This window comes from Nostoc sp. KVJ20, assembly GCF_001712795.1.
GTDB lineage: Bacteria > Cyanobacteriota > Cyanobacteriia > Cyanobacteriales > Nostocaceae > Nostoc.
This window is the reverse complement of sequence record NZ_KV757740.1, coordinates 19318-33204: the sequence shown is the minus strand read 5'-3', so window position 1 is coordinate 33204 and position 13887 is coordinate 19318. Positions and strand designations below refer to the sequence as shown.

7 protein-coding genes are annotated in these 13887 nt (G+C 42.1%); 2 read left to right on the top strand and 5 right to left on the bottom strand.

The annotated features are described in order from the left end of the window. Window positions 1-107: 107 nt before the first annotated feature. Window positions 108-2315 carry a PD-(D/E)XK nuclease family protein gene (locus tag A4S05_RS33795; protein ID WP_069074139.1) on the bottom strand — a complete coding sequence of 736 codons (2208 nt, stop codon included), beginning with the start codon at window positions 2313-2315 and terminating at the stop codon, window positions 108-110. Window positions 2316-2402: 87 nt separating this feature from the next. On the opposite strand from A4S05_RS33795, the gene A4S05_RS33790 reads away from it, so the two are divergent. Together A4S05_RS33790 and A4S05_RS33785 are read left to right on the top strand one after the other, a co-directional pair. Then, window positions 2403-3749, top strand: coding sequence for a proton extrusion protein PcxA (locus A4S05_RS33790; RefSeq protein ID WP_069074138.1), 1347 nt, complete (start codon window positions 2403-2405; stop codon window positions 3747-3749). Between the two features lie 110 nt (window positions 3750-3859). Further along, on the top strand, window positions 3860-5143 hold the full coding sequence (locus tag A4S05_RS33785; protein ID WP_141699885.1) for a murein transglycosylase A: 1284 nt from the start codon (window positions 3860-3862) through the stop codon (window positions 5141-5143). Window positions 5144-5317: 174 nt separating this feature from the next. On the opposite strand, the gene A4S05_RS33780 is transcribed toward A4S05_RS33785, so the two are convergent. The 4 genes from A4S05_RS33780 to A4S05_RS33765 form a co-directional block, all read right to left on the bottom strand. Next, window positions 5318-5551 carry a DUF3134 domain-containing protein gene (locus A4S05_RS33780; protein WP_069074137.1) on the bottom strand — a complete coding sequence of 78 codons (234 nt, stop codon included), beginning with the start codon at window positions 5549-5551 and terminating at the stop codon, window positions 5318-5320. 177 nt (window positions 5552-5728) lie between these two features. Next, window positions 5729-6157, bottom strand: a complete 429-nt coding sequence (locus A4S05_RS33775; protein WP_069074136.1) for a hypothetical protein — start codon at window positions 6155-6157, stop codon at window positions 5729-5731. Between the two features lie 713 nt (window positions 6158-6870). After that, on the bottom strand, window positions 6871-10905 hold the full coding sequence (locus A4S05_RS33770) for a beta strand repeat-containing protein (RefSeq protein ID WP_069074135.1): 4035 nt from the start codon (window positions 10903-10905) through the stop codon (window positions 6871-6873). Between the two features lie 514 nt (window positions 10906-11419). After that, window positions 11420-12856: a substrate-binding domain-containing protein gene (locus tag A4S05_RS33765; RefSeq protein WP_069074134.1), complete on the bottom strand. Its 1437-nt coding sequence runs from the start codon at window positions 12854-12856 to the stop codon at window positions 11420-11422. Between the last annotated feature and the right edge of the window lie 1031 nt (window positions 12857-13887).

Sequence of the window (13887 nt, the reverse complement as noted above, 5' to 3'; positions counted from 1 at the left end):
CGTTAAGTTGACACCAATGGCGAGACGCCCACCCCACAATAAATAGTTGTATATTTTTTTATTTGGAAGTCCCTTGCTATCAGTTACAGTAGGGTATATAAATAAACTCAATTAACATTAGCCTCAGAAATAACCGTCACACAAGCATTCACTAAGGGTAACAGCGGCCCTAATTGTTCTTGTCCATTCACGGCTAAATCGCTGTGACACAAATAAACTCTCTCCGATACACGAGAGAGTAAATCTGTCAAAATTCTTCGCAGTCGTTGTTCTTCTGCCAATTTCTCGTCTTCTGCTGTCCAAGGTTCGCCTAATCTATCTCGCAGAAAAAACGGCGCACCGAACAAAGTTGCTGCACCACCTTTCGCCCACAGGGGTGAACCAGCATCTAGCCAAAAATGCCAACGGTGCGATCGCCTACTAGATCGATATTGAAATATAGTTGCTAAGGTGACGGCTTTTCTGGCTCCACCAATGGGACGCACGGGGTAAGGGTTGGCGGTAATCGTACCACGTCGCAGTAGTTGAATAAATTCAATAATAGTTGTGTGAGGCGTTGTCTCAACTGGGGCAATTTGTCGTAACCTGGTGTCAATTTCCCAGTAATGTTGAGCGGTTTCTAATAATTCTCGCACTGCTGCTAGTTGTTCGTAAGGAAGATTGCTGCCATTCCACAAAAAGCGCTGAATTGCTCTATCTAACAGAGAAATAGGACTGGGAATTAACCGCAGTTCTTGTTGCGATCGCTGCTGTTCTAACCACTGTAATATGTCATTATAGGCTGTGGTTGCTGCATAGCCGATTCGATCCCAACGCTCGAAGGCTGACACTGGTAACAAGTTGTGGCGATCAGGATGGGGTACAAAGCAGTAATCTGCAATTAAACCAGCGCGTACCGGATCAATATTGGTAGAGACGCGATGAATCGCGTCTGTTGTAGAGACGCGATTCATCGCGTCTGTAGAGTTTTCTGGTAGTTGTTGTTTCCTACTCAAGACAACCAGCATTTCTGCGACGGCATCCCGATCTACAAGTCGTCCCAAGCCGGGATAAACTAGTGCCAACATGGTGAGTAAGGCGCGAATGACGGGTGAACTAATTAAGGGACGTTGGTCATTCAGCGATTCTACTGGGATATTTTGCTTGATGAGGATTTCTACTAGAGTATAACGAGCGATCGCATCTAAACCTGGTGCAATAATCGCCACTTCTTCTGGTTGCACTTGCTTTGATTGAATGGCATTAGCAATTACCTCTGCTGTTTGCCGCAATAATTGGGCGCGGGAGGTGGTTTGAATTGAATGCACAATCTCAGGTAAACTCAACAGTATCATCGGTTCTGTGACTAATTGCACCATCTGTTCAGTGAGTTGCTCACCAAGAGACTCTGGAGGCGGCCCAGTCAAGATTTCTACCCGACAACGCTCTGCTAAACCTTCTAGATAGCTGGGATCTGCTCCCAATCCCAATCGCACTGCACCATCGGGATTATAACTAAAGGCCCCGATTGCGCCTTGATCTAAGAGCAACTCAAACAAAAGACGCGCTACGCTAGGATAGTCATCGACATCATCTGCCAGTACCGCCTGATAGCGTTTAGTTAGGTGCTGTTGGTAATGGCGATCGCTTAATAAATATTGACTATAGAGTTCGGTAATAATGCCATAAGTTAGTAACCCCCTTTCTAAACACCAGTTACGCCAATCTAGCAGCAAAGATGCCAAAAATTCCGGCTCTAAAGTTGTAGTATTTTCCCCCAGACCCTTTGCCAAAATCTGGGCAATATCTTCGCAAGGAGTACCACTATAAGCTGCTAATTGCAATAAATCTAGGATGCGACGCACCAGGCGAGACTCATTCACTCCCGCAATCCGTAAAATTTCTTCGTCTAATTGGGGACGCCAGAGTTTGGTTGCTAATTCTTGTTCCGTTTCTGGCCGCAATCGTACCGGAAACTGTGCCTTCAGGTTCAATGAGTTAATTAGCAACGGCCAAAATAAAATAACTTCATCCTGAAAAAAACCTAGTGGCGTCTTGGCACGAACCGGATATTTCCCCAAGGTAGATGTAACAATTATGTCTCCTAACTCTCGACGATTGTCATCATTGGCAGCTAAGACTAAAACTCCTGGCTCTGTTTGTTTAAGATATAAAAATTCGGGTACATGACTACTTTTTTTACGTCCTGTTTTTTTAGTATAAAATGATTCAGCGTATTTATTCTCAGGTTCTACCCAATTACAAAATTGCTCTACCAAACGAGCCGTCTTACCACTACGGCTAGTGCCAACAATCCAAACCGAATGAGAAACCACAAACTTTCTCCTTTTAGATTTGCTAGTATACCTCGTGCGTTAACTTAAGGTTAAGAATCACCAAATAATGCTGGATGATTGTCTGCAATGAAAAACTCTGTTTTTAGTCAAAAAATCTATTCTTTCTTACTTGCTACTTATCGATGGTACTTACAGACTCCTGAACGTTCTTTACATGAAGCTTACGATGCAGCATTAAAGATTAAGGAAATAGAAGATAAGCATTTCAATGGTAATAAAATAGACATTGACTCAGCCATGTACAGTAATAGCGTGATGGATTATTTTGAGTCAGACCTCAAGAAGCTATTAAAAATTGTCAGGATGCGGTTGACTGAGTTTAGAGCAAGCCGTTGGTTTCTAAATGAAGAGAATCAAAAAGCTGCTCAGAAAGCAGATATACAGCATCTAAGTCCTTCTTTGGTTTTGGAAAAGCTCAACTTCATCGATCAAATTACATCCAAATACACAAATATTTCCGATCAAACAACTTCTAAAGCTTTAGTAGTTCGTCCTCCAAATCCACCAGTTAACTCTGTAATATCTGACGATAATTCGCTGCTCGTCAATACTCCAACGTTACCACCCAAAATACCAAATCGAGACTCGGATAAAAAGCCTAAATCAAAGCTGAAAGCTGATACAATGGGTGTTTTACCGCGCTCTATTTTAAGTACTATCAGTCGTCTGCAAGTTGAATTAGACCCTAACTCTGAACAAGATGTAATTCAGACTTTTCGTCAGACTCAAAGAAGAACAATAATATCTATCAGGTTTATTTTACTATTAATTATCATACCACTTTTGACACATCAGATAGCAAAAGCTTTCGTAGTAGGCCCAATTATTGACCGATTTAGAAGCAGTGAGCAAATGCAGATATTCCTTAATTCCGAAATGGAAGAGGAAGCCCTGGTCGAATTACAAAGATTTGAAGAAAGGCTCAAGTTTGAAAATCTGATTATCAAAGCCCCTCCACTGTTGCCTGAACAGATAGAAACTGAAATGAAAAATAAGGCTAGAGAGATTTCTGAAGAATTTCGTCGCGAAAGCTCTAATGCTATCAAAAATGTTTTTGCAGATGTTTTCTCGGTGGTTGCTTTTATCTGGCTTTTGCTTGTCAGCAAGTCTTCTATTGCTGTGATCAAAGATTTCTTTGATCATATTGTCTATGGACTTAGTGATAGTGCTAAGGCATTTATCATCATTTTGTTTACCGATATATTTGTAGGATTCCACTCTCCTCATGGCTGGGAAGTGCTTCTAGAAGGTGTATCACGCCATTGGGGATTACCAGCAAATAGAGATTTTATCTTCTTATTCATTGCTACATTTCCAGTGATTTTAGATACCATTTTCAAATATTGGATCTTCCGCTATTTGAACCGGATATCGCCTTCCGCAGTTGCTACTTACCGTAATATGAATGAATAGAGAGTGGGGACTGGGGACTGGGGATTGGGTACTGGGAAAAATTTTGTAAAAATAATTTTTGATTTTTCAATTTGATAAAAGTGGGATAATATCAAAGATTTTGAATTTTGATGAAAAAGACACTTGCTGGGTTAGGAAAATTTAACAAAATTATTGCCATCAGCTTACCTGTGTTTTTGTCGATTTTGCTGGTGCGGATGCAATCTTTGGCATATTCGGAACTCAGTCCGCCAGAATGTAGGGTGAAAAAGTGGGATATACCAGTTTCCTTGAGTGCTGAAAATCAAGATACATTTCCAGAAAAGCAAAAATCACCATTGATTCAGAGACTACCAGTTACTTGTTGTCAAGGTGATAGCTCTTGTTTTGATGAAGTACTCTATGGAGAAATACCAGAGAAAAAGGCACTATTGAGTGCGATCGCACGCAGTCTCCAATATCTGCAAACAGCTAATGCGGCGGCTGCTTATCAAAACTATCAGGTGGCTGGAATTACGCGCGATCGCGTCTTAAAAAGCTTGCAAAGATTCCGCGAAATCCTATTAAAAACTAATTCTGCAACAGAATTACATCAAGCCATCGAGCGGGAATTTGTTCTTTACCAGTCAGTGGGTAGCAACACCAAAGGTTCCGTTTTATTCACCGCCTATTATGAGCCACTTTACGCAGCCAGTCGCGTCCCCACAGCAGAATATCGCTATCCTGTTTATCGCTTACCTCCTGATTTAAAATCCTGGCCTAGGCCTCATCCGACACGCGAAGACTTAGAAGGAGCAGATGGTTTACAAGGTGCAAAAGGGAAATTGCGAGGATTAGAGTTGTTTTGGTTTCGCGATCGCCTTGAACCATATTTAGCTCAAATTCAAGGTTCGGCTAGACTTCAGCTTCCCGATGGTAGTCAGACGACAATCGGCTATGCGGGTAATATTGCTTATAACTACAAAAGCATTGGCCGAGAATTAATCAATGATGGCAAATTACCGCTAGAAGGTGTAACTATGCCAACTATTCTCGACTATTTCCAAAAGCATCCCCAAGAATTAAATATTTATATTCCGCGCGATCGCAGTTTTGTTTTTTTTCAAGAAAATCACGGAGAGCCAGCCCAAGGTTCTATCAATGTACCATTAACAGCAGAGCGTTCTATTGCTACAGATAAATCTCTCATGCCCCCTGGTGCTTTAGCGTTGATTCGCGCTTCTATTCCCCTTGTTAATCCTACCGGAAAAATGGAGGAGCAGATTATTAGCCGCTATGTTCTTGACCAAGACGCTGGAGGTGCAATTAAAGGTGCAGGTAGAGTAGATTATTTTTTAGGTACTGGGAAAATAGCAGGCGATCGCGCTGGTGTTACAGTTGGCAATGGACAATTATTTTATTTATTACTCAAGTGAAATCGGCGGTTAAAAATCTCGTCGAGACAGGGTTTTACCCGCCTACGCGGGTTACAAACCCTTAATTTTTTCCTTAGTCCGCGGAGGCGGACTACCCTGCGGGAAGCCGCAAAGCGTCTATGTTTGTGTAGCCGCGGTTTATAACCGCCCTAGCTCTAAAATTGGGCTAATCTGCTAGGCTTCTAAATCCATTTCAGTATCATCATCGTCATGATCATAAGGAATATCGTCAAGGTCTATCATTTCTGAAATTTCTTCTACTTCAGTTAGATACTCAGATTCTTGATGTTCACGCTCGATGAGACGACCAGTTGACTTTAACCATTCCAAAAGAATAAATTCATTACTTGTACGAATTACAGGCGCTCGTTGGTTACGAGGCTCTTCACGCAAAGGACTTGTAGGCATAAAAAAACTCACTTTGAATTACAGTTTACCGTGCAAAAACATCAAAATCGCACATTCAGGTTAAAAGTCTTGTATAAACCATTGAGTTTTTAATCTCAAGTCTTCAAGTCTGTTTAGTTACCTACCATTAAAATGTCTCCGCATCAGTCCTAATCATAAATGTTCAAGCGGACGCGATTACAAAGCATTTGGTAACTTGACGAGAGTTTCATACATATCAGAGGGTAATGCAGACAATCTGTTCGCTACTGCGACTGCATCAGCTAAGTTGCTAAATTGACACCGGACAATTTCTTGTCCATTTCCTGAAGGGAATCGCTTCCTAGCTTTGTTAGATACAGCACAAATAATCGCTAAAGCTTTGGCGAACCCATCTTTTGTCAATATTGTTTCTTGAGCAAACCCTTCAACAGGGATAAGGCACACCTCAAACCGATAGCCTGGCCTAGGAGAAACAGCTATGTCGATATAGGGTTTATCTTCTTTCCTGATTCGGCGTAAATATTTGGCTGTGGAATTAGTATCGTGCAAATCAGTCCCAAGGGCATAAGTAAAGAAGCAATCTTCCGTGAGCGACTCAGGACGGGTAATTATATCCGTTGGCATAAGTTCAAGTAGTATCCGTATGTTTTCTAGGTTTGTGACACACTTTACTGTCAGTTCTTCTTAGCACATTTTTTTGACAGTTAGATGTATTAGTGTAAAACGACGTATTCCAATACAGTTCAGCTAACCAAGATTCCAATTTCTGGAATGTTAAAGACTCTGGTTTATAAAGGTCTTATACCAATCCTCTGTAAACTCGTACTTAATAATTGCTTCTTCCTCTTGTCTAGGAGATGCTGCGCCTTTGCATAATAGTATTTCGTAGAAAAGGCGCTTCGTTAAATAAATTAAAAAGACCCGTTCTAGGTCGTCATTTTCAAGCTCGTTAGGTCTTCTTAGGTAGATTAGTAATATAAACTGACATAAAACACCTCCAGAATCAAAGGGCGTAGAGATTTAGATTCGGAGAGGCGTCTATATTGTTCAGTCACATGACCGAAAATATTTCTCAACGTATCTAATCATAACATAGTTAACAGTTGAACTTTTTCAACTATTTTGACCGATACATATCTGGTAGCTAAGAAGATTGTGGTTGTATGAAATTGCGATTTTTAGATAAATCCGTTAGCTAGTAAAAATCTTTACTAAGTAATGGAATGATTCAAGGATAAATTCTGACTGCGATCGCATCATATTCTAAGGTAGGGTGGGTATCAATTGGACTTTAGGAGCGGAGCCGGAAAAACTCCGACTCCAGTGAGAATTTTTACTTAGATAATACTCAAATTAGCTCGGACAATAACATCATTAAAATCTTTGTCACCCCCACCTGCTAAATCCTCAAAGCCAAAGGTATTATTTCCTAACAGACGAATATGATCTACTTTGTCAGCATTAGCACCCAAAAATGAGAAGTAAACTGCTGGATCATTGTTAGAATTGGTATCTAAAATCGCATCAGGTCTGCCATTGATGATAATAAATGGTGCAAAGATAGAACCAGGCTCAAAAGTGCCAGTAGAAGTTGCCGTACCTTGGTCGTTCACCGATAAATCAATTCCTACAACGCGCTGACGGACTGCGGCTTGAGCATAACCAGCTTGTCCAACGAGAATATCTGCCTGACCATCGCCGTTGGTGTCAATACCACCATTTTCATCGGCTACTTTATAGAATCCAACAAAATTGTTGAATTCAGCTTCTCGGTTAACCACAAAAGTAGCTGCCACTTCTTGTTCAACATCTCGTAAGTCAATCAATTCTCTTTGTGGCTGACCTTGTAAACTTGTACCCAAAGGTAACGGGTCATTTGTAGGCTGAATTGTTACTACCAGATTCTGAAAATCATTAGTGCTATTACCAGAACCATCCTTCCAAGCTAAAGAGAACGCATTGTTATCTAAACTAGTAATCTTTTGATTCGAGGGATCAGAAAATAGTACATCAGTGATTGGAGTGATATTACTGAGCACATTTTCCGTTGTACTGTTTTTGACTAAATAAAATCTCAGGTTAGTATCAGATGGGAACTCTAATAAACCATTTAGAGGACTGTTGCTGAACCCATTGGGTGGGTCGGCAATAGCTGAGAGAATTACCTGTCCTTCTTCTAAAGCTTTGCGGGCATAACCTGCTTCACCCGGAGCAATACCGTCAATTTTACCTGTAGCATCATCAACAGTATACACACCGAATTCATTCACCAGGTTAGAATTGCTGCCTGCGATCGCGACTTTGAGTGTTACCGTATCATTGTCACCTTTGATATTAAAGACATCATTACCACTGTTTGCCAGTTGTAGTTGTGGCTCTGGCTCTGGCTCTGGTTCTGGTTTTGGTTCTGGTTCTGGTTCTGGTTCTGGTTCTGGTTGTGGTTCTGGTTGTGGTTCTGGTTCTGGTTGTGGTTCTGGTTCTGATTGTGGCTCTGGTTCTGATTGTGGCTCTGGTTGTGGAGTACCAAAGATAACATAACTTTGGCCTGCCCCCAAGGAAGCACCAGATGCACCAACAAGCAAATCGTCTGCACCATCGTCGTTGATATCTCCAGCAGCGCTGACTGAAATACCTGAAGAGTCAGTACCATCAATACCGTTGATAGCAAAGCCCTGGCTCTCGTCAAGGTTGGAAAGGTCAAGGTTGGCACCAAAGGCATCACTACTGCCAAAGACCACATAGCTCTGCCCCGCACCCGATAAGGCAAAAGGTGCACCAATAATCAGGTCAGCGATATCGTCATCGTTGACATCCCCAGCAGCACTAACTGAGTAGCCTGAGACATCATTGCCATTAATACCCTTGATGGCAAAGCCGTTACTTCCATCTAGGCTAGAAAGGTCGAAGTTGGCATTAAAGGCACTAGTGCTGCCAAACACTACGTAGCTTTCTCCAGCGCCAGAAGCAGCATTGTATGCACCAATGATTAGGTCGTCGATGTCATCATTATTAACGTCTCCAGCATTGCTAACTGATGCACCTGAGAAATCACTAACGTTGCCGTTGATGCTAAAGCCGTTGCTGCCATCTAGACTAGAAAGGTCGAAGCTGGCACTAAAGGCGCTAGTGCTACCAAAAACTACGTAGCTCTTTCCTGTACCTGATGCGCCAATAATTAGGTCGTCGATGTTGTCGCCGTTAATATCCCCAGCACTGCTGACCGATGTCCCTGAGGAGTCAGTGCCACTGCCGTTAATGGCAAAGCCGTTGCTGCCATCTAAGCTAGAAAGGTCGAAGCTAGCACTAAAGGGGCTAGTGCTGCCAAACACTACGTAGCTCTGTCCTGCACCCGAAGCAGCACTGGATGCACCAATTATTAAGTCGTCGATGCCATCATTGTTGATGTCCCCAGCACTGCTGACTGACTTGCCTGAGGAGTCTGAGATGCCATCTGAGTTAGCACCATTAATGCCGTTAATGGCAAAGCCGTTACTGCCATCTAGGCTAGAGAGGTCGAGGCTGGCATTCAAACTGTTGCCACCAAAAACTACGTAGCTCTGCCCTGCACCCAATAAAGCACCCGGTGCGCCAATTATGAGGTCGTCGATGTTGTCGCCGTTGATGTCTCCAGCATTGCTGACTGACGTGCCTAATGAGTTAGTCGCACTACCGTTGATGGCAAAGCCATTGCTACCGTCTAGAGATGAGAGGTCGAGGTTGGTATTGAAAGCGTTAGTGCTGCCAAATACGACGTAGCTCTGTCCTGCACCGGAACCGACAAAAGGTGCGCCGATAATTAGGTCGTCGATGCCGTCATTGTTAACGTCTCCGGCATTGCTGACTGATGTCCCTGATGAGTCATTGGCATTAATGCCGTTAATGGCAAAGCCGTTGCTGCCATCTAGACTAGAGAGGTTGAATATAACTTGTGGCTGTGGTTCTGGTTCAGATTGTGGCTCTGGTTGTGGAGTACCAAAGATAACATAACTTTGGCCTGCCCCCAAGGAAGCACCAGATGCACCAACAAGCAAATCGTCTGCACCATCGTCGTTGATATCTCCAGCAGCGCTGACTGAAATACCTGAAGAGTCAGTACCATTAATACCGTTGATAGCAAAGCCCTGGCTCTCGTCAAGGTTGGAAAGGTCAAGGTTGGCACCAAAGGCATCACTACTGCCAAAGACCACATAGCTCTGCCCCGCACCCGATAAGGCAAAAGGTGCACCAATAATCAGGTCAGCGATATCGTCATCGTTGACATCCCCAGCAGCACTAACTGAGTAGCCTGAGACATCATTGCCATTAATACCCTTGATGGCAAAGCCGTTACTGCCATCTAGGCTAGAAAGGTCGAAGTTGGCATTAAAGGCACTAGTGCTGCCAAACACTACGTAGCTTTCTCCAGCGCCAGAAGCAGCATTGTATGCACCAATGATTAGGTCGTCGATGTCATCATTATTAACGTCTCCAGCATTGCTAACTGATGCACCTGAGAAATCACTAGCGTTGCCGTTGATGCTAAAGCCGTTGCTGCCATCTAGACTAGAAAGGTTGAAGCTGGCACTAAAGGCGCTAGTGCTACCAAAAACTACGTAGCTCTTTCCTGTACCTGATGCGCCAATAATTAGGTCGTCGATGTTGTCGCCGTTAATATCCCCAGCACTGCTGACCGATGTCCCTGAGGAGTCAGTGCCACTGCCGTTGATGCTAAAGCCGTTGCTGCCATCTAAGCTAGAAAGGTCGAAGCTGGCACTAAAGGGGCTAGTGCTGCCAAACACTACGTAGCTCTGTCCTGCACCCGAAGCAGCACTGGATGCACCAATTATTAAGTCGTCGATGCCATCATTGTTGATGTCCCCAGCACTGCTGACTGACTGGCCTGAGGAGTCTGAGATGCCATCTGAGTTAGCACCATTAATGCCGTTAATGGCAAAGCCGTTACTGCCATCTAGGCTAGAGAGGTCGAGGCTGGCATTCAAACTGTTGCCACCAAAAACTACGTAGCTCTGCCCTGCACCCAATAAAGCACCCGGTGCGCCAATTATGAGGTCGTCGATGTTGTCGCCGTTGATGTCTCCAGCATTGCTGACTGAAATACCTGCGGAGTCAGGGACACTGCCGTTGATGATAAAGCCGTTGCTGCCATCTAGATTAGAAAGGTCGAAGCTGGCACTAAAGACGTTAGTGCAGCCAAACACTACGTAGCTCTGTCCTCCACCTGGTGCGCCAATTATGAGGTCGTCGATGCCGTCATTATTAACGTCTCCGGCATTGCTGACTGATGTCCCTGATGAGTCATTGGCGTTAATACCGTTAATGGCAAAGCCATTGCTGCCATCTAGGCTAGAGAGGTTGAATAATATATCAGCCATGATTTTTTCTTATGTTTGTTGTTAGCAATGAAGTATTGTGTAAAATTTTTAAACAAATAACATTAGGATTAGTTAAAATTTAGGTTAATTCGATTATTTAAAATATTTTTTGGTTTGATGAAATCAGAGTTGTATATTAGTGTTTTTGTGTATTTTTCCAAACAAATTACTATTTCCCTAGTTTTTAGATAATTATTTTCATGAAGAACTAGTAGTGCAAAGAAGTATCAAAAATAGCGCAAATATTCTATATCTAGCAGATCAATAAATTGGTTCAGACCTGTACTAAATCTATAAATTTAGTACAAAATAATTAGATAATTAGTTGTAAGTCTGACTCTCAAACTTATTGATTCTAAATTATGAATTCTGAGTAAATGCTCTGGCAATCCTAAATCAGTGCCTCAAGAAAACCCCAAGATTGGAAATATAATCCTGGGGTATAACCTTCATATCCTTACCAAGAGATTTATAAATCTAAAGGAGGCAAGAGCGGTTAACTCCAAACATCGTATTAAGGTTGAAAAACACCATCCACGTAAGTATTGACAACATTTCGAGACAGAGTTTTAATAGCATCGGGAAGAGGAGCATATCCACGAGCTGTAGCTATAGAGTTTGGGTTGATTGTCACATCTGTTCCACTAGCAGGAATAGGTGGTACTCCTAAAGCCCAGTTGATATGGGCTTTAATAGCATTTGCTATCCTAACATCTGCGTATCTGTCATAAAATAGCAGGTAAGGTGCTGAAACAATTGGATAAGCAGTTGTACCCGTTGGATCAACAACTTGAAGTCTAATCCGCCGAGGACTTGAATCTGTATCAGCTGCACCTACAAAAGCAGCTGAAATTGAAGTTGATGAAACAGCAGTATAATTACCTGCTCTGTTACGTAAGACTGCGGCAGGCAGACTTCTAGCTAAACGTGTAGCGCTATCTACATAACCAATTGCACCAGTATTGGATGTGATTGCAGTGGCTACACCTCCACCTCCTGATGCAGATAGGAAAGTAGCTGGCCAAACAACTGTATTGGCTGGTGGTGTTGGAGGTACAGTGCCTGCAACACTTATGCTACCCACTCCTCTACTCCATACAGCAGCTGCTGGAAGCCCTGGAGTCCCAGTAGTTTTACATGCAGTATTGAGATGAGTGCTTAAAACAAAAGTACTACCACTATTGTCACTACGACGTACAAATCTGAGGGGTAAGTTGGCTGCAATTATTGCGCCGCCGTTATCATTTCTAATTCTGATATCGTTCCAATTTGTAAGGGTGCCATTCAAAATAGCACAGTAAGTAGGTCGTGAAAGCCTAAGTCCAGTTGCTGGTACAGTAAGACCGGTACGGTTGAAAGCTAAGGTAATTCCAACACCTACTACAGGCACTTGGACGTATTTAGCAGCGTCTGCGGTAGTTCCACCTGCATTGTTAGGGCCGCCACTAACTCTTTCTGTTCCTGCTACGGGGTCGTCACTAGCTGCAAAAGAGACTGGGCGTAAGATAGTAAGATTGTTAAGAGCTGGTGTACCAGCTGGTACTGGTGGTGGAGTTTGAGTGAAAAAAGCTGTTAAACCTGCGCCACTACCAACCGGAGCATATCTGAATGTGGAGCCTGTATTGAGTGGGCCATAAGTTCCATTTGGGAATCCGGCTAGGGCTGGGGGCACATTGTTATTGAGGGATGGAGGATTTCCAACACCGAAAACGTTAAACCATGAGCCTTTAGGGGAAAAAGGATAGGCAGTTCCCGTACCTACAAACAAAGTATTTACAGTGCTTGCACCCGCACCATTTACGGAGATTGCTGGTGCAACAGCAGGAGATGTAGCATTCTGAGCTACAGATTTATGAGTAGCAGATTGACCTACTACTAAACTAATTGTGATAGCAAGTACAGAAATTGAACTTGTCAAATTTTTCGATTGGCGATCGCGATAAAAATCCATGTCAAGCTCCTTCAAGTTCAGTTCCGATTCAACACCCTATCAAATCAAAATCAAGTGCCAAACTAGGGATTCTAAACAACCCTCTTTAAGCACAATAAATTGGCATAAAAAAGCTATTAGCAAATCAATAGTTTGCACTAAGCACTGAAGAATATAGAGCAAATTAAAGGCAAAACCATAAAGTGTAGAGGGCAATTCAACTATTGCCAATCCACTCTATGACATGATTATTTGCTAGTTAAAACTCTACATTCCCAAGGTAAGTTTGTATAAATAAACATTCAGTGGCTTTAGTCTGAGAGAGTGGTTAATAGGTACTATGCATCATCCCTAAATTACCAATCTCAGCCTTTTACTTCCTTTTAAAAAGCCATGTTTAATTTTACCCACTTAGCTTATTTGGAATGGCAATTTAATCAAAATCACAAAAACCACTTTCTTAAATGTAGATATGCAGCAGTTTGCCACTAACTACCGCTAAGTGCGAAGTAAAGAAAGTAAGGGTTCAATAGATTTTTTAGGAGTGCTATGGCTAATAGCCGTTAAATTTTGCCAACGAAATCAACAGTATACTGTTAAAGTAAAGCTTTAGTCATGATTAAATTATGGAATGATTAAAAAAAATCTAATATTTATGGAGTTTAGATGTGTCTGAAAAGTAGTTTTTGTGGAGTTTTTTATTCCTCTTTTCAGAGTAAAATCTGCAACTATCGTTAATATATGGTTTTGCTTATTAAAATTTTTTTAGAGATTTTAATAGGTTTTTAATAGAGTTTATGCAGTTTACAAATTCATCAGCGTATATTTCAACCAAAATATATTGTTTCAGCATTTTATTAGTTGCATAAGTATGAACCGAACTCATCGATACGTTGCAAAAAATAGCTGAAAAACCTGGTTATAACACCAGAATCTATACCCCGTATTTGGTATTTTCTGTCAAGGTGGGTAAAAATGCTGGTTGAATTAAGTAGATAGAATTAATTACACAATGTCATTGCGAATGGAGCGTTCGCAATGACTGTAAATAT